This is a genomic window from Planctomycetaceae bacterium (assembly GCA_039680605.1).
Taxonomy (GTDB): Bacteria; Planctomycetota; Phycisphaerae; order SM23-33; family SM23-33; genus JAJFUU01.
Window position 1 is genome coordinate 1 of record JBDKTA010000044.1, and the last position, 20,570, is coordinate 20,570.

15 protein-coding genes and 1 tRNA gene are annotated in these 20,570 nt (G+C 65.5%); 8 read left to right on the forward strand and 8 right to left on the reverse strand.

Annotated elements, in window-relative coordinates; translation table 11 throughout:
• Positions 1-255 precede the first annotated feature (255 nt).
• A complete protein-coding gene (locus tag ABFD92_12920) occupies positions 256-4,116 on the forward strand; it encodes a PQQ-binding-like beta-propeller repeat protein (protein MEN6505440.1) in 3,861 nt (1,286 codons plus the stop codon).
• 7 nt (positions 4,117-4,123) lie between these two features.
• On the opposite strand, the gene ABFD92_12925 is transcribed toward ABFD92_12920, so the two are convergent.
• Positions 4,124-5,314, reverse strand: coding sequence for a hypothetical protein (locus tag ABFD92_12925; GenBank protein ID MEN6505441.1), 1,191 nt, complete (start codon positions 5,312-5,314; stop codon positions 4,124-4,126).
• Positions 5,315-5,489: 175 nt separating this feature from the next.
• Here ABFD92_12925 and ABFD92_12930 point away from each other — a divergent pair, with 175 nt between their 5' ends.
• From ABFD92_12930 to ABFD92_12945, 4 genes are all read left to right on the forward strand, one after another.
• Positions 5,490-6,173: a response regulator transcription factor gene (locus ABFD92_12930; GenBank protein ID MEN6505442.1), complete on the forward strand. Its 684-nt coding sequence runs from the start codon at positions 5,490-5,492 to the stop codon at positions 6,171-6,173.
• Between the two features lie 279 nt (positions 6,174-6,452).
• A complete protein-coding gene (locus ABFD92_12935; GenBank protein ID MEN6505443.1) occupies positions 6,453-6,719 on the forward strand; it encodes a hypothetical protein in 267 nt (88 codons plus the stop codon).
• Positions 6,720-6,857: 138 nt separating this feature from the next.
• Positions 6,858-7,778 carry a sigma-70 family RNA polymerase sigma factor gene (locus ABFD92_12940; protein ID MEN6505444.1) on the forward strand — a complete coding sequence of 307 codons (921 nt, stop codon included), beginning with the start codon at positions 6,858-6,860 and terminating at the stop codon, positions 7,776-7,778.
• A gap of 138 nt (positions 7,779-7,916) precedes the next feature.
• The gene (locus tag ABFD92_12945) at positions 7,917-8,105 is read left to right on the forward strand and encodes a ferredoxin (protein MEN6505445.1); all 189 of its coding nucleotides are present in this window, start codon (positions 7,917-7,919) and stop codon (positions 8,103-8,105) included.
• A gap of 143 nt (positions 8,106-8,248) precedes the next feature.
• Here ABFD92_12945 and ABFD92_12950 read toward each other — a convergent pair whose 3' ends face one another.
• Positions 8,249-10,051, reverse strand: coding sequence for a sugar-binding domain-containing protein (locus ABFD92_12950; GenBank protein MEN6505446.1), 1,803 nt, complete (start codon positions 10,049-10,051; stop codon positions 8,249-8,251).
• A gap of 165 nt (positions 10,052-10,216) precedes the next feature.
• On the opposite strand from ABFD92_12950, the gene ABFD92_12955 reads away from it, so the two are divergent.
• Together ABFD92_12955 and ABFD92_12960 are read left to right on the forward strand one after the other, a co-directional pair.
• Positions 10,217-11,338 (forward strand): protease inhibitor I42 family protein, encoded by a 1,122-nt coding sequence (locus ABFD92_12955; protein MEN6505447.1) that lies wholly within the window; start codon positions 10,217-10,219, stop codon positions 11,336-11,338.
• Between the two features lie 94 nt (positions 11,339-11,432).
• Positions 11,433-13,229: a hypothetical protein gene (locus tag ABFD92_12960; GenBank protein ID MEN6505448.1), complete on the forward strand. Its 1,797-nt coding sequence runs from the start codon at positions 11,433-11,435 to the stop codon at positions 13,227-13,229.
• Positions 13,230-13,356: 127 nt separating this feature from the next.
• On the opposite strand, the gene ABFD92_12965 is transcribed toward ABFD92_12960, so the two are convergent.
• Positions 13,357-15,219 (reverse strand): CehA/McbA family metallohydrolase, encoded by a 1,863-nt coding sequence (locus ABFD92_12965; GenBank protein MEN6505449.1) that lies wholly within the window; start codon positions 15,217-15,219, stop codon positions 13,357-13,359.
• Between the two features lie 233 nt (positions 15,220-15,452).
• Between ABFD92_12965 and ABFD92_12970 the strand changes: the two genes are divergently transcribed.
• A complete protein-coding gene (locus ABFD92_12970; protein ID MEN6505450.1) occupies positions 15,453-16,883 on the forward strand; it encodes a radical SAM protein in 1,431 nt (476 codons plus the stop codon).
• Positions 16,884-16,917: 34 nt separating this feature from the next.
• Here ABFD92_12970 and ABFD92_12975 read toward each other — a convergent pair.
• The 5 genes from ABFD92_12975 to ABFD92_12995 form a co-directional block, all read right to left on the reverse strand.
• Positions 16,918-16,991: transfer RNA gene (locus tag ABFD92_12975), tRNA-Arg, on the reverse strand.
• Between the two features lie 17 nt (positions 16,992-17,008).
• Positions 17,009-17,194 carry a hypothetical protein gene (locus tag ABFD92_12980; protein ID MEN6505451.1) on the reverse strand — a complete coding sequence of 62 codons (186 nt, stop codon included), beginning with the start codon at positions 17,192-17,194 and terminating at the stop codon, positions 17,009-17,011.
• 42 nt (positions 17,195-17,236) lie between these two features.
• Positions 17,237-18,262, reverse strand: a complete 1,026-nt coding sequence (locus ABFD92_12985; GenBank protein MEN6505452.1) for a zinc-binding dehydrogenase — start codon at positions 18,260-18,262, stop codon at positions 17,237-17,239.
• Positions 18,263-18,390: 128 nt separating this feature from the next.
• A complete protein-coding gene (gene thiC, locus ABFD92_12990; GenBank protein MEN6505453.1) occupies positions 18,391-19,701 on the reverse strand; it encodes a phosphomethylpyrimidine synthase ThiC in 1,311 nt (436 codons plus the stop codon).
• 7 nt (positions 19,702-19,708) lie between these two features.
• The gene (locus ABFD92_12995) at positions 19,709-20,485 is read right to left on the reverse strand and encodes a UvrB/UvrC motif-containing protein (protein MEN6505454.1); all 777 of its coding nucleotides are present in this window, start codon (positions 20,483-20,485) and stop codon (positions 19,709-19,711) included.
• Positions 20,486-20,570: the final 85 nt, after the last annotated feature.

A 20,570-nucleotide genomic window follows, 5' to 3' on the forward strand; every position in this document is an offset into this window, starting at 1 on the left:
CCGGGCGTACGTTGGAGGAACTCATTGGTGTGATCGGCCAAGCTCTCAGGGCCGTGAGCGCGGAGGAGTGCCAAGGCTACTTCCGTAGCTGCGGATACGCTACAGATGATCGCTAGATGCTCTAAGAAACGGCCGCCATGGCACCCGGCGATCAGGGATCGTGGCTGTCCGTCCCTTCGGGACTCCCCGCCACGGCACCTGGGGGCCGAGGCGATTTGCTGTTCCCCGACAGGTGGGCGGGGGTTATGAACGTGGATGCCCAAACGTGCTTTCAAATCGCTGATCGCAGCGCTGGTCCTCTTGCCGGCGGCGGCTTTTGCACAGGGGCCGCCGCGGGCGCGGGAGGTGGACTATCTGCCGCCGGAGTGGACCGGGCCGCCGATCGTTTGGCGCGACACGTGGGAGCAGACGCTGGCAGCCAATCCGCTGGGCGAGCCGGTCAAGGCCGGACGCGACAAGGCGGCTGCGGCTGTCGCATCTCGCACCCAGGCGCTTCGCAAGATCACGCTGCTCAAGGCGATGATCGCGCGGTTCAAATCGCCGGCCGATCGGGAAAAGCACGCCGATGCCTATCGCCAGATCGCCGACGCGTACGCCCAGGCCGGCAGCATGTGGTGGCGGTCCTACTACCTCTACGCGTTGATCAAGGAGTTCCCGCAGCGCAAAGACCTTGCTGCGGCGGCCTACGCCGACATCATCGATCAGCCCTTCCAGGATGCCGTCAAGAACCCCTCGGCGATGGACTGGGCTTTCGTCATGCAGGAGATCCTCGACCTCAACGAGGCCGGCGCCATCCCCAACACGGATCCGGTCGTCCTCGCGGCGCTGCAGCGAATGGCGGCGGCGCTGGCCGCCCAGCCGCGATACGACGCCTTTGCGGCGTTCTTCAAGGCGGTCGCCCGCGTGGGCCCGCAGTGTCCTCGCGCGTACGCGGCCGCGGGCGACCTGTTGACGGCGATGGGGCACGGCGAGCAGGCGGCGGCGTATTACGACAAGTCACAGGACGCGTCGAAGGGCATGGGGCGGGCGCTGCCCGGTCCGGCCATCCGCGTGCCCCGCAACGTCGACATGGAAATGCGGTGGGAAGCGGCCATCCATATCCGCGAGGCCGAAGACGCCGCCGCCAAAGCCGACGAGCTGGCGCGCGTGGCCGACCTGGGCGGGCAGTCGGGCCTGCTGCTGCGAGTCAGCGACACGCATTACATTTCCTACCGCGCCGCGGCCGACCAGGCCCTGTGTCACCTGCCGCCCCAGGCGCTGACGGCGCTGCGGACGGCGCAGGAACAGGCCGCACGCAACCTGGCCCAACAGCTTCGCCAGGGCGGCGACCCGCACGACCTGGCCAACCTGGCCAGGAAGTATCCCTGGGCCGCCAGCGTGCATGAGGCGCTGCTGGACTTCGGCGAGCACTCGCTCCGCGGCGGGCGGCGGCAGGGCGCCTTCGCGGCCTTTGGCGACGTGCTGCGTCACGCGGGAGACGCCGACCTGCGATTGTGCGCCCAAGTGGGGTTATGGCTGGCGCTGGCTCAGGAAAACGCCCCGCGCTGGCAGATCGACGCCGCCATGGCGGCGGTGCCTGACAGCACGCTGCTGCCGTGGCGCGGCGGCAGATCGCCGGCGGCGAAGATCAAGGAAGCGATTCTGTCGGCCGCGGCGGGGGCGAGCGAGCGCCCGATCGCGTTGGCATCGCTGGTTCGGCGGCGCATCGAGCTGCCGCCGCTGTGGGCGGCGCCGAGCGGCGCCGGCGCTCCGCGCGACGTCGGCCCGGTGGATGCGATCCAGGTCGACGGCGATGCGATGTTTGTCAGCGGAGCGAAGCTCGCCCGGTTCGCCGCGGCCGGCGGCAAGAGCCTCTGGGTACACGCGCCGCCGCAGGAAGCAACTAATGCTGCCAAGGTTCCTGCGCAAGGCGTGACGTTTGTCGAAGCGTCGCGCTGGTGGCGGCAGAACCTCCCGCGGCCCATCGCCGTGCGCGGGCCCGCCTCGTCGGCTCTGGGCGATGTCGCCGCGGCGCTGGGAACCTTGCGGGCGTTCTACACGCTCGTCGATGGCGCCAAGCCGCAGATCGAGGCCTGCGACGTTCGCGGCGGCGCCGCGCTGTGGACCACCGCAGAGTCGAGTGAGTGGAAGAACCTTACGCCACTGAGCGAGCCGACCGTCGCCGAGGGGCGTCTGTACGCGCTGGCGGTGCAGGGCGGCGAGGATTCATCCGCGCTGACGCTGGTGTGCCTGGACGGGCGCAGCGGCCACCTGCTCTGGAAGCAGGGCATCGGCAGTTGGGACCGCGGCGACTTTGAATCGGCGCGGGGGGCGTGCTGCGTGTCGGTGCATCAGGGGTCGGTGTACTGCGCGACGAACCTGGGGATCGTGGCCCGCTGCGACGCCCGCGACGGGACGGTGGAATGGCTCAGCGGCTACGCCGGCTCGGCCGGTCAGTCGTCGCGGGAGGGGGCCGGGGCGATCGTGGCGGGCGAGACAGTGCTGGTGGCGCCGCGCGACCACAGCGGCGTGTTGGCGCTGCATCGCGACAGCGGCAAACTGCTCTGGGAGGCGTTGCTGGTTCCCTCGGACAGGCTCGTCGGCGTCAGCGGCGGCACTCTGGTGTGCGTCAACGGGCAGTGGCTGGCGGGGCTGGATGTCGCCACCGGGCGCGTGCAGTGGTGCCGCTCTTTCGAGCAGGGCACCGGTTCGCAGGCCGCCGTGGTCGCCGGCGAGGTCATTCTCGTCAGCGGCGCTGTCGCGCACCGCCTGCAGGCCCAGACGGGCAAAACGCTCGAGCAGCGCGATCTCAACTTGGGCAGCCTCTGGCAGCACGCGATCTTACCCGACGGCTCGCTGGCTGAAGTGGCCGGGCCGACGCTCGCGGCCGGCAGGAGTGTCTCCCTCGCCGAGGGGGCGGATATTTTCGCCGCGCCGGCCGACATCAAAGAGGTCTGGAGCCTGCCCTGCCAGAACCCGATCCTCGTGACGCCGCCGCAGGACCGCGACGCAGGCGCGCTGGGCGTGCTGGTCGGCCGCCAAGCCGCGTCCCTGCAACTGCGCGGGCAAGTCAAGATCGCCTGGCAGCAATTCCTGCCCGCCCAGGCCGCCGGTGGCAGCATTGTCGGCGGCCGCATGGTGCTGCGAAGCGGCCACGACCTGACCGCCCTGGACCTCGCTGACGGAACGCTGCGCTGGTCGGTCAAGTTGCCGTTTTGTCCGTACCAGATCGACGGCGACGACTCGTTCGTGGCGGCGGCAACCTGCCCGTGGAGGCTGGGCAACAGTTGGGAGCCTTATGCTGCAGCCGTCGATGGCGGCACGGGCAAGGTGCTCTGGTCGCGCCCCTTCAGCGACCCGATGCGTTTCCGCCCGCGCCAGGGGCTGCTGGGCATGCGGTTCGAGCGCGGGGCTGACGCGCGGGCGCAACTGCACCTGTTCCTCACCGCAGCCTTCGGCGGCGACGGGGGAGCGTGGCAGGTGGCCGACGTGGCGGTCGACGCCACCAGCGGCGGGGTGCGACAAATCTCGCCGCTGCTGGACGACCTGGTGAACTGGCCGGACTGCTCGGCCTTTGGCCCCGCCGGCGTGTGCTACATCAACGGCGCCTTGCGGGCGAAATATCGCCCAGCCGTGGGCGACCCGGGCGTCACCGGGGCGTGGCGCCGCGGGGCGGACCCGCGCATCACGGAGATCTATCCCTGGTGCATGGGCGTGCGATCCAAAGCCGACGGGGCGTACCTGCGGTTCTACGGGCAACTGTTCCGCTTTGACCCCGCAACGCGGAAGGAAATCATCTATAACCTGCCGCCCGGGCCCGAGCAGACGCTGCAGGGCATCTACGATTTCCGCGTCGTCGGCAGCAAGATGGTCGTGGTGTCGGGCCTCAAGGGCAAGTACCTGCACCGACGCGAGCGCCAGGACATCGACGTCAAGTGGGCAAGGATCGAGCCGCGGATGCATGTGGACGTCTTCGACGCCGTGACGGCGGTCCATTTGTCCCGCCGCGAACTGACCGGCGCCGCGTGCAGCCAATCCTATCGCCAGGACTGCGACGCTCAGGCCGTGATCCTGGACAACGCGGTCGTCGTCGCCGACAGTGCGGGCGTTCACGTCTATGGATGCCCGCGCCCCTGATCTTCGTTTATCCCGCCTCGGCGTTGGACAGGGCGTACCGGAACGTCGCGGCGATCGCCCCGGTGTCGGGCATCTCGTTACGCGGCAGGACGTGGATCGTTCCGCCGTTTTGAAACGTCTGCGCCGCGGCTAGGTCGAAGAGGTCTTCGTCGCCGTCCTGCTGGGCGTCGTGAATCTCCATCTGCCCGCTGTCGCCGTCGTAGCGGCCCCAGCACTGGTCCTCGCCAGAGACAAACAGCGTCTCGACGCGCCCATATCCGGCGGCTGAGAGGATCTCCTCGATGTTGCTCGATGCGTGAGGCGTTGAAGCCAACTGGCGGTAGAGATCGCCATGGCGGCGCCTCGTGAGCGAGAAGTGCTCGCCCATCTCCCGCATCGCCAGTGCGTGCAGGTCCTGTGGGGCCAGCAACTCAGGATTGCCATCGACGGATCGGTCATAGAGGAACCGATAGCTGCAGCACTGGCGGAACATGCCCGCCAGCGGTTCACACGCCGCCAGCACCAGCGGGACGGTTTCGCCAGCCAGCACGTTCTGAAGGCCGGTGTCTACCAGGTGGCAGAAGTCCAGGAGGTACTTTTTCTTGTCGGAGTCGTCCCCGCCGCCGCCCTGGGCGTGGAACATCGCCGGGCGTCTGGCGCCGGGGCCGTGCCCCGACGTTCCGGTGTGAAAGCTGACCTGGCGCTGAAACTCGTTGAAGCGCGTGGCCTCGGCATAGTCGCGAGGTATCGCCGGGGTCTCGACGGCCTTGATGCTCCTGCGGTCAACTTCGTAAAGCCTCACGTGATTGGAGCTCAAGGCCAGAATGTAGAATTTTCCCTGGGGACTTACCGCCGCCAGGAGCGGTTTGATCTGGAATCTCGGACCCACGACGACCATCTCGCGCGGCGGCTGGGGCAGCAGAAAGACATAGTCTCTCTCCTGACCCAAATAGACGGCCAGTCCGTGGCACTGGTTTTCCCAAATGTGACCGGCGCCGACGCGTGCGGCCACGCCGTCAACTCGCCGCTGCGCCCGCGCGCCGGCGACGCCCAGGGCCATAAGACCGTTGCGAGCCTTTTCCAGCAGGTTCTTGAGCCGGAGGGCATCTTCCTGCTTGGAGGGCCCGAACGGATGCATGGCCATGGTGATCGAAACGTTCTGCGGATGAACTTGCGACATCAACTCGCGGATGCGAGCCTTGGTGATCTGCTCGGCCATGACGAGCCTCCTGCTTATTGGTCTAAGCTTCCCTTATTCACTATATGCGCGCCGGGCGAAGGAGAAAATGCCACCGCGATGGCGAAGCAGGACGGCCGGCGGTTTTTTTAGTGAACTTCCGCTGGCGCGTGTTATGATTACGCCAAGTCGGGTTCGGGGATGGATGAGGATGCATATGAGCAAATCTGAAAAAGCGCGCGCCACGGTCATATTGACGAAGGTTCTGCTCGTTGAAGACCACCCGATCGTCCGGCAGGGCGTTCGGATGGTGGTCGAACGCGAGAGCGACCTGTGCATCTGCGGCGAGACGGATAACGCCGTTGACGCCCTGGTGATGATGGCCGCCCAGAAACCCGACGTGGTCCTGATCGACCTGAGTCTCAAGGACAGCAGCGGCTTGGATCTGATCCGCCAGGCCAGCACGCAGTTCCCTGATCTGCGGATGGTCGTGCTGTCGATGCGCGACGAGGCGCTCTATGCCGAGCGAGTATTGAGATCGGGGGCGATGGGTTACATCACCAAAGAGGAAAATCCCGCCAACGTCATCGAAGGTATCCGGACGGTGCTGCGGGGAAATATCTATATCAGCGGGCAGATGTCGTCGAAGGTGCTCAGCCGTTTCGCCAACTCCGGAACCGGCGGCGGGCGTACCCCTTTCGACACGCTGACCGATCGCGAACTGGAGATTTTCGAGCTGATCGGCAACGGTCTTCCGACGCGGGAGATCGCCCAGCGGCTTCACATCAGTTCCAAGACCGTCGATTCGCACCGCGAGAACATCAAGGACAAGCTCAAATGCAGCAGCGCCTCGCGCCTGCTCCGCCAGGCGATCCACTGGGTGCAGTACCAGGAATGTTGATCAAAGCGGTGATCGGTAATCAGTAATCGGTAATCAGTTATCCCTGGCGAGTACTTCACCCGTCCATCCATCCACCCGTCCACCCATCCCTCCCTCCCCCCGTCCCTCTTCTCTCGTCCGCTTCTAGGTGTTTTCCCCAGTGCCTCTGGAAGTATCGGCAGGTCACAAAGCGGTAACAGCACCGATTGAAAGCTCTCCGGCTCAGGCCACAATTGAAGCAAGCGAGACGGTTGGTCTCTGACGCCTCGAACGATCTTTATTTACTTGAGGATGTGCAATATGAAACTGGTCTTCAAAATGACTGCCCAGGCTGACGGGACATTCAAGGCCTGGTGCCCGGCGTTGCCCGGCTGCCGGGTCTGGGGGCACACGCGGCAGGAAGCCTCCCGCAAGATGCACGCGGCCGTCAGCGGATATCTGGCCACGATGGAAGTGGCGTTGCCCAGGGAACTGGCTCGCCACCAGCCCAACAGCGCTCTGCCAAATGTTCTGACACTGCATTCTGACCTGGCCGGACAGGAGCATTCGTCGTTCTGCAGCGCCTGATTCGGCGAGGTCACCATGAAAACAAATGCTTCACAATCCAAACGTGCAGTCGCGGCACGGCCGCGGTCTGCCCGCAGCGACGGGTGGAAGGCTTCCTCAAGAGCCCGGGGCCCCGGTCAGGGCGGCAAGGACAGAAACGTGGTCAAAGCAATCGTCACATCCCGGCGGCGGGCCCCGGCGGCTTCCTGCAGCAGCAAAGATCTCGACAAGGAATGGCTGACCCGGATGGAGATGGAACTGCCCAGCCTGGATCACGTTCATCATCGCAGTTTCTCGCTGCCAGGGGCGGAGGAGCGGCTGTGGGGGCCGTCCTCGGCGTCGATCGACGTGCCGAACTACCGCCTGCTCCCGCAGGTGCTCGATGACGTGCCCGAGCAACCGCAGAGCCGCCCCTCGCTGCGAACGCACGAGGAGAAACTACTGTTCCTGCGATACAACTACGCCAAGTACCGCATGTCGAAGCTGACGCGCCGCAGCGGCGCTGCGACGCAGCAGTGGGGGCTCTGGCGGCGCCGCGCCCAGGACGCCCACCGCAAGATCGTGCATGCCAATCTGCCGCTGGTTCCGGCGATGGCCCAGCGAGCCACCCACAGCGGCGTGGAGTTCAGCGACCTGATCTCGGAAGGCTACATGGCCGTTCTGCGCAGCGTCGAGAAGTTCGACGTCGCGCGCGGGTTCAAGTTTTCGACCTACGCCTGCCGCTCGATCCTGGCCTGCTTCTCGCGCCTGGCCAGCAAGGCCCGCACGCGGCACAAATACTGCCCCGTGCAGTTCGACCCGGAACTGGAGCGCAGCGACTTCATCGAACAGCGCCACGAACAGCAGCGCACCGATGCCATCGACGTCGTGCGCCAGGTGCTGCTCAAGAACCATGCCGCCCTGAGCGACATCGAACGCACCGTCATCCAGGAACGCTTTGGAATGTCTGACGACGATCAACCGCGCACGCTCATGCAGATCGGCAAGATCCTGGGGTTGTCGCTGGAACGCGTGCGGCAGATCGAGAAGAGTTCGCTATCGAAGATCCGTTATGCCCTGGAGGGCAGCCTGGCGGTCTAACCCACGGGGGGGAGACCGCCATCGCTCCCGCCGGGGCTATCGCAGTTGCCGACGGAAGAGTCGTCGCGGAGATGCGTTCTTCAGCGCCCTCTGCCTCGACTCTTCCGGCGCAACTGAGGCCCGGCCTCAGGGGATATCATGAAAGCCATCGTCGACGAAACCTGCATCGGCTGCGAATTGTGCGTGGACATCTGCCCGGAAGTCTTCCAGATGGGCGACGACGGCTTCGCCAAGCCCATCACCGACCCGGTCCCGGCGGAACTGCGCGCGAAAACCACCGAAGCCGCCGAGAGCTGTCCCGTCGATGCCATCCACATCGAGGAGTAGCGCCGCCGTCTTTCGATCGGCCGCAGACCGGCGCCGAATCGCACAGACAACTACAGACGACGAAACTCATCGCGAAAGCGTACTTATTCTTTTCCGGTTTTCTCTGCGCCTTCGTGTCACACCTTGACCATCCAAAGCGGCAGCTAAGGCTGCCGCACTCCATAGTGCTCGATCGCGGCCGGGCGCGCCTGCGCGCGGCGCAGGCGGGCGATGTTGAACTTGGGCTTGCGGTCGAAGAGGTAGACCCCGTTCTGCTCCTGAAAGACGTCGGTGAGCTGCGTGTAGCAGTAGCCGAACATGTGCGGGTCGTCCAGCAGCACGCCGCAAAGGCCTTCGAACCGCTGGTAGAACTCTTCCAGCGTCATCGGCGACATGCCGAAGCCCCACGACAGATCGGAGGCGTACTTCTCGCGGTGCGTGTTCATCTCCAGGTGCCACCACGTGCCGCCGAACTCGCTGATGAAGAACGGCTGACCCGCGTACGGCAGCGACCATTGGCCGGCCTTGCCCGGGTTGACGTACGGGTCGTCCTGCGCCAGGCTTGCGTGGCGGGCCTTGAAACTCGCCGGGTCCTGTTCGTAGTCGTGGCTGTCGTAGATGTCGGTGTCCTGCCGGCGGTGCGAGTAGCCCGACGCGTCGATTACCGGGCGAGTCGTGTCCATCGCCTTGGCGGCCAGGAACAGCCCGTGCGTCAGATCGTCGAGCCCCTCGACGCCGTCGGGGATCGGCTGACCGGTCTCGTTGAGCGGGCACCATCCGACGATCGACGGGTGGTTGTAGTCGCGCTGCAGCACCTCGAGCCACTGGCCGATGTACGTAGCCTTAGGCGAGGCCTTGTCGATGCCCCAGTCGCCGAACTCGCCCCAGACCAGGTAGCCCATCCGGTCGGCGTGGTAGAGGAACCGCTGTTCAAACACCTTCTGGTGCAGCCGCGCGCCGTTGAAGCCCGCCGCCATCGACAACTCGATGTCCTTGACCAGCGCCTTGTCCGAGGGCGCCGTCAGGATGCCATCAGGGTAATAGCCCTGGTCCAGCACGAGGCGCTGGAAGACGCTGCGGCCGTTGAGCTTCACCGCCTTGCCGTCGATCGTGATGCTGCGCAGGCCGGCGTAGCTGTCAGCGGCGTCGATGACTTTGCCCCGCCCGTCGAGCAACTCGATTCGGATATCGTAGAGGAACGGATCTTCGCAGCACCACAGCCGCCGGCGGCTCTTGGGGATCGGCAGATCGAGCGTGGGGGTGAAGTCCTGCGTGGCATCGGCCTTGACGGTGCAGACGATGCCTTTGGCGTCGCGCAGCGTCACGCGCAGGGCGGTGCCGGGGCGGCTGTTCGTGATGGGCTGGGTCAGCAGGAATCGCCCGCCGCGCACGTCGGGCGTGATCCGCGGGGGATTGAGACGCACCGCCGGAACCGGTTCCATCCACACGCTCTGCCAGATACCCGTCGTGCGCGGGTAGTTGCAGCCGCTGGGGTGGTATGCCCAGTTGATTTGCTTGCCGGCGGGTTTGCCGGCGTCGGCCCGTAGGTCCCGCGCGCGGACGACGATCGTCGCTTTGCCGCCGCCCTGGGCGGCTCCCGTCAGATCGCACGTGAAACCGCACCACCCGCCGCGGTGCTGGCCGACCTTCCTGCCGTTGACCCAGACGGTGGCCTCGTAGTCGACGGCCTCGAAATGCAGCAGCACGTTTCGGCCGCTCCAGGCCTTGGGGATGCTCACCGTGCGGCGGTACCACACGGTGTTCATGAAATCCAGATGCTCCAGGCCCGAAAGTTTGCTCTCGGGGCAGAAGGGCACGATGATCTTGTCCGCCAGGGGTCGCTCGGTCAAACCGCGTTCGGCCCCGGTGTCGCCGGCATCGATCTCGAACTCCCACGGGCCGTTAAGGCACAGCCAGTCTTTGCGCACAAACTGCGGCCGCGGGTACTCGTTCCTCGGAATCGCCATCAGTAGTCCTTTCCACCAACGAAAAAGAGCCCGGACAAAACTCAGTGGTTGCAGGATAAGATCTTCGGCTATGCTTTCCAATAGATCGGGCGAAGATCCGGGAACTTTTCGCCGTCGCCGGCGTCCAATGGCCGGATGCTCGAAAGAGACATACTGGAGAATCGCATGAGAAAGATCGCCGCAATCGTGACCGTATTGTTCCTGGCCAACTTCGCCGTCGCCGACCTATGCCCCAAGTGCTCTGACAGAATGTTCACCTGCGATATCGGCACGTGCCGAAGCTGCAGCGGGGATACCTCCAGCGGAGCCTTCACGCTCTGCCGGGCCTGCTCGGCCAAGCAGGGCAAGTGCCAGGCATGCCTGGCGGCGCTGGCGGCCGCGACAACGCAGCCTGCCACCAAGCCCGCCGACAAACCCGCGGACGAACCGGCGGCGAAAGTCGTCGCCGCGGACCAGGACGGAAAGACCGTCGAGGTGGCGATGGGGCAGAAGCTCATCATCCGCCTGAGCGGCAACATGACCACCGGATTCGCCTGGACCGTCGCCAAAATTGAAGGCGACGCGGTCAAGCTCGTCGGCAAGATCGAATACGAACAAGCCCCCGCGCGCGGCCGCGTCGGCGTCGGCGGAACGTTCGTCGCCACGTTCGAGCCCGTCAAGGTCGGTCAAAGCGTTTTGACCCTGGAGTACAAACGCCCGTGGGAAAAGAACACCCCGCCGGCCAAAACCTTCACCCTGACGGTGCAGGTGAAGGCCTCTGCGCTCAAGGCCGCCGCAGAGTCTGCGCGCGAGCAGGAGCGGTTGCAGACGAGCAAGGCGGCCTGGCTCAAGCTCAAGGCCGCCTCTGGCGGCAATTACGAATACGACGTGAAGTTCCAGAGTTGGGTCGGATTCGGCCAGACGACCACCATCGTTGCCAAAGAGGGCAAGGTGGTCCAGAGGCGGCTGGAAAAGTTCAATCGAAACCAGGTGCAGGTGGTTCGCCTGTCGCCCGATGGGACGACGGTCGAGCAGCCTCAGCCCAAACCCGAGGGCTGGACCGAGAGCGCCGACGCGCTGGGCAGCCATGGCGACGGCGCGGCGGCCAAGAGCATCGACGAGTTGTATGATGATGCGCAGAAAGTGCTCGCCGTCGGCGTGCCCGAACACGGCAAGCTGTACGTGGCCTATTATCCCAACGGCGTGCTGCAGCACTGCTTCTGGGTCGACACCCGCATCGCGGACGATGTCCCGCGCCACGGGCCCATCATCAGCGCCTTGCGCATGGGCCAACCCGCCAATCCGTAATGGGGAAACAGCGACCGCAGGCGTCAGCTCACGTGTTTCATTGGAACACGCGGGCTTTCAACATGCGCCCATGAGCCCTCGAAAGGAACCACGCATGCGTCACATGAACAAGAGCGTCGTGCCAGGCCTGATCGTCGCCGCGGCAGTTGCCTTCGCGGCAACCGCGCGCGCCGAAGAACCCAACGGACCCTTTGAGAACATCAAGTTCACCTCGTTATCGGTGAAGTGGCAGTACAGCAAGGACGGCGGCAAGACTTTCTCCGACAAGCCCTGCCCGCCGCCGCCGCCGGGAAGCGAGAAGTCCAAGGACAACGTCGACACGTCGATGTACCAGTACGTCTGGAAGGGCACGTTGGAGATTGCAGACCCGGCCAAGGTCGCCGGCGCGTTCGTGCGAATCTGCGAAGATAGCGACGACCCTCGCGCGTCCATCTGCAATGGAGATATCGTCGCAGCCAGCGGCGGGTACTGGAAAGACCTGGGCTTCTGCCCCACGCTGCTCGACGCCGTGATCAAGGTCAACGGCAAGGAGATCGAGCTTGCCCACGGACCGCTGCTGCAATTCTGGGTGCCCCTGAGCGGCCTCAAGCAAGGCGCCAATACCATCGAGATCAGCGGGCACGTGTACACTTACTGGGGCGGGGCCGCCTGGACGGGCCTGCGAAAGCCTCCGACTCTCATCGACGCGAAGATTGTCGCTGCCGAGCCTCAGCCGGCCAACATCTACAACGGCCCCATCCTCGGCGACACCGGGGAGGGGTACTTCACTTTCGCCTGCCGTACGCAGCTTCCGGCGGAACTGACAATCGAAGCCACGTCGACCGAGCCTGCCCGCCCGACTGTCAAGACTACCGCTCCCGTGGGCATCTGGCACCGCGTCAAGATCGAGCTGCCCAAAGATACGCGCAAGGTCTCCTACACCGTCTCGGCGAAGGTGGGCGATCACGTGACGAAACGCGGACCGTACGCCGTCGCGCTGCCGGGCAAGGAGTTCCGCTTCGTCGCCCTGGGCAACATGCAGCAGCATCCGGTGGCGCCTGAGGAACTCACCAAGCACCCCTGGGCCGTCACCTCCAGGCTCGTCCTCAAGGCCCAGCCGAACTTCGTCCTCAACACCGGCAACCTGATGGAGCAGGAGTCGTGGTCGTTCAATCTCGAGGCGGCCTACGCCGCCCCTGCCGCCGAGATGCTCGCCCGCGTGCCGCATCTGGTGACCCCGTGCAACCGCGATTGGACGGGCATCTTCAACGAGCTGCACGTCACGCCGGCCGCCGACACGTTCGCCCACAACTGGACGAAGGTGGTCGGCCCGGTGCGGTTCATCGGCATCGAGGGCAACGAAGCCTGGAAGAGCGGCGGGGCCAACACCCAGTGGCTCGAAGGCGTGCTCAGCCAGTCCAAGGACAAGTTCATCGTCGTCCTGTGCGGCTATCCTGCGTATACGTCGGGCATCAACAGCAAGCGGATCTACGGCGGGCGCCTGCAGACCCGCGACGTCATCATGCCCCTGCTGGACAAGTACAAGGCCACGATGATGCTCTCGAGCTGGGACCCGACGTACGAGCGCATCGAGCCCCAACCGGGCAAGGGCTGCACGCAGATCGTCACCGGCTGCAGCGGGTGGAAGAGCTGGCACAAGTGGGACGGGCGGTTCGGATCGCACGAGCAGGGCCCCACCGGTCCCACCGCCAACGCCCGCGGCACCAGCGGCAAGCAGACCCTGCCTGACGGTCGCGAGTGGTGCGGCTACTTCGGCCCGCGCCACTTCTGCGTCTTCGACGTGACCGACAGCGCCATCCGGATGCAGGTGCTGGCCACCGGCGGCAATGCTGACGCCGACATCAAAGGGCTCAAGGTCCTCGACGAGAAGACCTTCAAGCCCCGGAACTGAGCAGCCCCGTAGCACGGGCATCTTGCCCGTGAGTAGCATGGGCGTCCCGCCCATGCATGTCGCGGGCCGGGGTGGCACAGGCTTTCCAGCCTGTGCAGGCACAGCCTGGAAAGGCTGTGCCACCGTGCTACTGGATGTAGAACGGGCTCAGCCAGGCGCAGTGGCCGTCCGTCTGACGCACGCGGATGTAGTAGTACTCGTGGGAGGGCGCCTTGTCGGATGCCGGCGGCGTGTGCGTCCATTCGACGGTCACATCGTGCTGGTCGGAGGCCGCCTTGAAGGTCTTGAGCACCTTGCCGCAATGGATGATCTGCGTCTCGGCAATCGACGCCGTGCCATGTATGACGATCGTGAACTTCCGCGGCTGCTCCGGGGCGACCTGCACGTCGCTGCCGATCGGGGCGTCGTTCAAGCGGGCGTCGCCCACGATCCGCGCTCCGCTGGTGGCGTAGCAGCGGCGGGCGGCGATGGCGTCGAAGACCCCAGCCGTGTCGAGTTTCTCCGCCTGGACGGCCGTGATGCCGTGGTAGACGGCCTGGGGTTGGCCCGGCAGGGGGCGGTGGTTGTCGGAGTCGCCGGTGAAGGCCAGCTTATACCCCAGCGACAAGGCGTGGCGGATGGAACTGTCGTCCTTTCCGCCCCGCCCGCCGGCGTGCCACTGCGGCTCTTTCTCGTATGACTCCTGCGACCCCGGTCCGCGCATGATCTCGGCCGCTCCGAACGCCGACTTGTCGGCGATGTCGGGCCAGCGGGCGTTCTCGCCCAGCGGATGGGCCGGTACGATCATCGTCTTGCCGGGGATCATCACGGCGCTCAGGGCCTGGCAGAAGGCGGCGGAGTCCAGGCCGCCCTTGGATCCGACGTTCTTGACGTAGGCGGCCATCGCCTTCTCGAAGCTCTCAAAATCACGCGCCATGAGCAACTGGTGTCCGGGCGCGCCGGCGATCTCCAGCGCGGGCACGCGGCAGAACTTGCCGGTCTGTTCGAACTGGCGCCCGATGCGGGCGTAGTCGACGTACGTCAGGTTGGCGAAGTCGCCCTGTTCGCTGATATGGTCGCCCGGGCCGGTGAAGTCCAGGCCGATGCGGGTCCGCGCCCAGGCGATCACGTCGGCGGTGGGGTAGTCGCCGTCGGAGAAGCTGGTGTGGACGTGGATGTCGCCGAAGTAGACGGCCCGCCCGTCCAGGCTCCGCGGAAGGGCGCTGCTGCGGCAGGTTCGCCCGGCACTGTCGCTCACGTGCAGAGCGGCGGCGTCCTGCAGCGGCGCTGGCAACTGCACCTCGGTCAACTCGTAGCCCGGCGCAGCGGCGACGGTCATCGACTTGCCGCCCTCGTCCTTGATCGTGTACGTCACGCCCGCGCTGTCGGCAGGGTTGTCGCCCTTGTCGAAGGCCTGGATGAGCAGCCGCCCATCGGCCTTGCGGTACGCCTTGATGTACTGCGCCGGACCGCTGAGCGTCCGCACGATCAGCGGTTCGCTGACCGGCGCGGCTGCCTCCATGGCGACCGCCGCCGGCTCGAGCCACATGCTCGCCTGGCGCATCGTGTATCGCTGCGTGATGGCCGAGACGCCGTCATACTTGCGGCCGCGCACGGTCAGCTTCGTGCCCGCGGGCAATTCTTTGGGGGCTTTGATAACGGCCATCAGACCGTACTTCTCGTACTGGCCCCACTTGCCGGTGATGTCTTCGAAGGTCGGCACGTCGCGCAGGGTCAGCGGCTCGCCCGCGACCGTGACGCCGGTCACCTGGAAAACGCCGACGATCACCGGGCGCAGCCGGCTCTCCTGGCGAAGGCGCAGATCCGTGCCGGCGGCAACGTTGCTGCGGAGGATCAATTCAAACGTCATCTCGGCCTGGTCCAGCCGCACGCCGGCGACCTTGGCCTGCCCCGCGCCCGCGCCGCTGGGCGGCGCCGCCGCGGCGGAACTTACCGTACAGCCCACCACAACGAGTCCTGCCACCAGAAGAACGATTGTCATCTGCGTCATGTTGCTGCTCCCTTGCTTGTTGGCGAGTCCGATTCTACCGCGCGACGATCCGTCTTTCAGCCGCCATTTGGCCGGGCAACGGAACGTTGCGAATTGATGGCGGCCGGGCTACAATCAATTGCTGGCCGCACAGCACGTCGGACCGACAGGCGTTGGCAGCGGTTGCGGCCGGTGCCAGCATGGGCCTGCACTCAGACCTGAGAAACCGGGGCAGGGGGTATAGGAGCGCGACGATGCAGCCGAACGAACCAGCGGCCTTCAGACACGCGGTGTGCGTGTATCCCTATCGGCGAGAGCTCAATGAGGCGGGTTTCTGGCCGCCGCTGGGGCTCGAATTCATTGCCGCTGTCGTCCAGCGACACGCCCGGACCCTGGATGTGGTCGATCTTCGAATGGAGAAAGGGCGAACAGGCGACTTCCTGCGACCGGAGACAGACCTGGTCTGCTTCTCGGTCAATTGGGACCTCGATCGCGAGTTTCTGGACGAAGAAATCCGTTCCGTGCCGCCGGGGATTCTCACGATTGTCGGCGGCCGACACGCAACCGAGTGTCCGGAGCGGTGGCTGACGGAGTTCCCTAATATCGATGCAGTGGTCCGAGGCGACGGCGAGGAGGCGATGGAGGAACTATGTCGGGGCGTGCCGATGGACGAGGTTGCCGGGCTGAGTTTCCGCAAGGACGGGCTCATCCGACATAATCCCAACCGGACCCTCGGCCAAGCGCCTGACGACCTGTACCCCGACCGCCGGCTCCGCCGCGGGGCGTACGTCCTGAAGATCAAGGGCGTCAGCACGGGCCTGAAGGTCGATTCGATCGCCACCTCGCGCGGTTGTCCGTTTCAGTGCAAGTTCTGTTCATTCAATCGAAACCCCTGGGGCGAGAAGCGCAAGTGGACGGCCCGGTCGCCGGAGTCCGTCGTCGATGAACTGGGGCAGATGGACGCTCGACTGGTCGGCTTCACCGACGATCTGTTCACGCACGACATGGACCGGGTCGAACGGATCTGCGACCTGATCCTCGCCCGGGGCATCCGCAAACAGTATATCGTCAACGCCCGACTGGAGATCGCCCGGCGCCCGGAGGTCCTGCGGAAGATGGAGCGGGCGGGTTTCCTCATGCTCCTTCTGGGCATCGAGTCCGCCCACGACAAGACCCTGCAGTCCATGCAGAAGGGCTTCGGCGTGGCGCGGATCCGCAAGTACTTCGAGGTTCTGCGCCACAGCCGCATGATCCTTCACGGCTATTTCATCCTTGGCTGCATCGGGGAGAGCGTCAAAGACATGCTGGCGATCGGCCCCTTCGCTCGCCAACTCGGCCTGGACACGATCGGTCTTTCCTGCCTGCGATACAGTCCCTACTCCGGCCTGGACGAACTGGTCGCTCAAAGCCCGGGCTATCAGATTTCCAGCAGCGGAAAGATCTACTCCGACCACTGCTCCGGCAAACAGATGCGGCGAGTGCGGCGACAGATACATCGGGAGTTCTATACAGCCGCCGGGGTTGCACGCATGGCCCGAAAAGGGCTGCAGGTTGGTGCGGTGAGCCTGTTGCCCGGCGTGCTGCCCTACTTGCCGAAGATCGCTCTGCGATGGATGACGTACTTGCGGGACAGGTCCAGGCGCCGCGCCCAGAAGCGACGCGACGGAGCTGCTCCGCTCTCCTGATCTCGCTGCCTTCCTGGCAGCCTTTCGTAACCACTACGCCCGAGAGGATTCGAACCTCTGGCCTTCTGCTCCGGAGGCAGACGCTCTATCCAGCTGAGCTACGGGCGCGTTTCGATTTCCGATTTTCAATTGGCAATTTCCCAATTGATCAATCCGGAAAACGTATTCTTGCACCTGGCCGCGCGGAAGTCAACATAACCCGCGCCAATCGTGTTATGCTTGGCCCCATGGCGACCCGCGAGAAACAACAACGCGTGTCGCCATGCCACCCATTCTTCTTCCATCCATCCAATCTTCCACCCTTCCATCATTCCCCTTTTCCTCTGCGACCTCCGCGGTCTCCGCGGTGAATCTCACGAAACGGTCAGCACGATCTTGCCGAACTGCTGTCCGCTTTCGAGTCGCTGGGTGGCCTGGTGGATCTGCTCCAGCGGCCATGTCGAATCGATCACCGGCGCCATCGCCCGATCTGACATCAGGTGCAGCAGCTCGTCGAACTCCTCCTGGCTGCCCAGCGTGGCTCCCAGCACCGAAAGCTGTTTCCAGTACAACGTCGAGATGTCGGCCGTCGCCTCGGCCCCGCCGGTGACGCCGCAGTGTACGATACGTCCGCCGCGGCGGGCGGCCTTGAAGTTGATGCCCCAGGTCGCGCCGCCCACAGAGTCAATCACCACGTCGACGCCGCGCCCATCGGTGGCCGCCAGCACCGCCTCGGCCACGTCGCCAGCCGTGTGGTAGTTGATGCCTGCCGCCGCCCCCATCTCTTTCGCGCGGGCAAGCTTCTCGTCGCTGCTGGAGGTGACGATCGCTCTGCCGCCGGCGGCCGTGACGAGCTGCAGCGCCGCCAAAGCCACCCCCCCGCCAATGCCGTGGATCAATACCCTCTCGCCGACGAACAGATGCGCCCGCGAGAACACCATGCGAAAGGCGGTCAGGTGGTCGACGCAGATTGCCGATGCCGCCGCGAAATCCAAGTGCGCGGGCTTGGGATGCAGTGAGTAATCCGGCACGGCCACGTACTGCGCGAACGCCCCCGGCCGCGCCACGCCGATGATGCCCTCGACCATCCGCCGCCCGTGTGACAGCGGCGCGTCGGCCTCGATGCGGTCGAGGCCGCTGTGCATCACCACCTCCTGGCCGACATCGAGCCCGCGGGCGCCGGGGCCCAATTCGGCCACTACGCCGGCGGCGTCGCTGCCGAAGACCCACGGCAGCGGCACGTCCTTGCGCGAACCGCGGCGGATCCAGATGTCCAGATGGTTCAACGCCGCCGCCCGAACCTCCAGCAGCGCCTCGCCCGCCGCCGGCTTGGGCCGCTCGATGTCCTTGATCTGGATCGCATCAATGTCGCCGAATCGTTCCAGCACCGCCGCTTTCATGGTCGGCTCCTTTCGGTCAATCCTAGGCGGAGAGAAACAGCTACGTCCACGAATGTGACGAATTACACGAATGGGGACGGGGAGTGCGCGATTGCAGGATTAAGGAAACCGAGCATCCGGCTCGCCGGCTATGCCCCGGCCTGGTCCTGCATGGTCTTCCGCACTTCCTGGCTGAGCCGAACCGCACACCAGTTGCGGCCGCACATCGAGCAGAAGTGCTCTTCGGTGCTGACGTCGCGGGTGCGGATTTCTTTGGCGGCTTCACTGTCGAAAGCCAGCTCGAATTGTTTCTTCCAGTCGAAGTCGGCTCGGGCGGCGGCCATCCGGTCGTCCCAGTCGCGGGCGCCGGGGAGGTGGCGGGCCACGTCGGCGGCGTGGGCGGCGATCTTGTAGGCGATGCATCCGGTTCGCACGTCCTCGGGGCGGGGCAGGCCCAGATGCTCGGTGGGCGTCACGTAGCACAGGAAGCTGGCGCCCCAGTAGGCCGCGGCCGTGGCGCCGATGCTCGATGTGATGTGGTCGTAACCGGGGAACACGTCGGTCACCAGCGGGCCCAGCACGTAGAACGGCGCGCCGTCGCAGCAGTCCTGCTGGCGTTTCATGTTCATCTCGATCTGATCGAAGGGCACGTGGCCGGGGCCTTCGACCATTACCTGCACGCCGGACTTGCGGGCGCGCTGCACGAGGTTGCCCAGCACTTCGAGCTCGGCGAACTGCGCGTCGTCGGAGGCGTCGGCCAGGCACCCCGGGCGCAGACCGTCGCCCAGCGAGTACGTCACGTCGTACTCGGCGCAGATGGCGCTGATCTCGTCGAAGAGTTCGTACATCGGGTTCTCGCGACCGTGATGGACCATCCACTTGGCCAGGAGGCTTCCGCCGCGCGAGACGATGCCCAGCTTGCGCGTGTTGGCCAGGGGCAGGTGCTTTCGCAGGAGTCCGGCGTGGATGGTGAAGAAGTCGACGCCCTGTGCGGCCTGGCGCCGGATGGTCGCCAGGATGTCCTCGCGCGTGAGGTCCTCGATGGGCTTGTTGACGATCATCGAGTAGATCGGCACGGTGCCGATGGGCACGGAGGCGTTGGCGATCAGGTGCTCGCGCGTGGCGTCGAGGTCGCCGCCGGTGGACAGGTCCATCACCGCGTCGGCGCCGTACTTGACAGCCCACTGCAGCTTGGTCAGCTCGAGGTCTTTGCAGCTGCTGACGGGCGAGGCGCCGATGTTGGCGTTGATCTTGGTGGTGACGCATCGGCCGATGCCGCAGGGCGCCAGGGTGACGGCCGCCCCGGCCGGAGGCGCCAGGTGCAGGCGGTTTGCGGGGATGACGAGCCGGCCGGCGGCGATTTCGTCGCGGACGGTTTCTGCCGGCAGCGACTCGCGTTGGGCGACGATTTTCATCTGGGGCGTGATGGTTCCCGCCCGGGCGTGCTGGTACTGGGTCATGGGGTTGCTATTCCTGGGAGAGGCGTGCCGATTGCTCGGTGGCCCGGCGGAGCTGGTCGCGAAGCTGGGCGGCTTCCTCGTACCGCTCATCGGTGACGGCTTTGTCCAGCGCTTCTTTGAGTTTCTGCATCGGGTCGGCGGGGATTCGCGCCTCGATCTCGCTGACCATGGCCTTGAGGATGGCGATTTCGCCGGAGCTTTCGATGGCGTCTTCCTGTCCGAACTGGCGGCAGAAGTCTTCGATGTCTTTGATGCCCTTGCGCACCGACGCCAGGGCGGTCTTGGGGCGGTTCTGCTTCAGCGCCAGCCTCGCGCGGGCGCGGGCGATCATCATGATCACGTACGGGCGGTACTGCTCGAGGGCGTACTTGTCCGACTCGTCGCGGGCGTAGCGGCGGCAGAGATCGAACGCCCGGACGTTGCGCATCGCGTCGCGCTCGACGCTCTCGTAGTCTTCCAGCACGAACTCGGCCAGGTAGCGGTGGTAGTACATCACGCCTTCGCCGCGCAGCAACTCGCAGGCCTGCTCATCGAGGTCGAAGCCCTCGTCGCTGCCGTGCTCGTCGACCCAGCGGCGCAGCAGATGCTCGTGGTAATCGAGCAGGCTCTCGTAGCCGTGGGGGCGTTTGCCGTCGGGGCGGCCTTCGGCTTCCATCTGCAGCAGCCCCAGGTCCAGGCGGAGCTGGATCTTGCTCTTGCCGTCGGCGCCGCGGATGCGCCGGGCGGTAATCTGGCCGGGCTCATAAGGCCAGTCCGACAGAATGTTCGTGATATCCAGTCCCATCGTCTACATTCTATCGCTGCACAGGCGTGGCGTGTAGGGAAACCTCTGTTAGCGGAAAAACGCCCAGCCATTGCAATGGCTGGGC

What these genes read in the sequence shown, in the direction of transcription:
- ABFD92_12920 (MEN6505440.1), top strand. Translation starts at nt 256, where the DNA reads ATGCCCAAACGTGCTTTCAAATCGCTGATCGCAGCGCTGGTCCTCTTG.
- ABFD92_12925 (MEN6505441.1), bottom strand. Translation starts at nt 5,314, where the DNA reads ATGGCCGAGCAGATCACCAAGGCTCGCATCCGCGAGTTGATGTCGCAA.
- ABFD92_12930 (MEN6505442.1), top strand. Translation starts at nt 5,490, where the DNA reads ATGAGCAAATCTGAAAAAGCGCGCGCCACGGTCATATTGACGAAGGTT.
- ABFD92_12935 (MEN6505443.1), top strand. Translation starts at nt 6,453, where the DNA reads ATGAAACTGGTCTTCAAAATGACTGCCCAGGCTGACGGGACATTCAAG.
- ABFD92_12945 (MEN6505445.1), top strand. Translation starts at nt 7,917, where the DNA reads ATGAAAGCCATCGTCGACGAAACCTGCATCGGCTGCGAATTGTGCGTG.
- ABFD92_12950 (MEN6505446.1), bottom strand. Translation starts at nt 10,051, where the DNA reads ATGGCGATTCCGAGGAACGAGTACCCGCGGCCGCAGTTTGTGCGCAAA.
- ABFD92_12955 (MEN6505447.1), top strand. Translation starts at nt 10,217, where the DNA reads ATGAGAAAGATCGCCGCAATCGTGACCGTATTGTTCCTGGCCAACTTC.
- ABFD92_12960 (MEN6505448.1), top strand. Translation starts at nt 11,433, where the DNA reads ATGCGTCACATGAACAAGAGCGTCGTGCCAGGCCTGATCGTCGCCGCG.
- ABFD92_12965 (MEN6505449.1), bottom strand. Translation starts at nt 15,219, where the DNA reads ATGACGCAGATGACAATCGTTCTTCTGGTGGCAGGACTCGTTGTGGTG.
- ABFD92_12970 (MEN6505450.1), top strand. Translation starts at nt 15,453, where the DNA reads ATGCAGCCGAACGAACCAGCGGCCTTCAGACACGCGGTGTGCGTGTAT.
- ABFD92_12980 (MEN6505451.1), bottom strand. Translation starts at nt 17,194, where the DNA reads ATGATGGAAGGGTGGAAGATTGGATGGATGGAAGAAGAATGGGTGGCA.
- ABFD92_12985 (MEN6505452.1), bottom strand. Translation starts at nt 18,262, where the DNA reads ATGAAAGCGGCGGTGCTGGAACGATTCGGCGACATTGATGCGATCCAG.
- thiC (MEN6505453.1), bottom strand. Translation starts at nt 19,701, where the DNA reads ATGACCCAGTACCAGCACGCCCGGGCGGGAACCATCACGCCCCAGATG.
- ABFD92_12995 (MEN6505454.1), bottom strand. Translation starts at nt 20,485, where the DNA reads ATGGGACTGGATATCACGAACATTCTGTCGGACTGGCCTTATGAGCCC.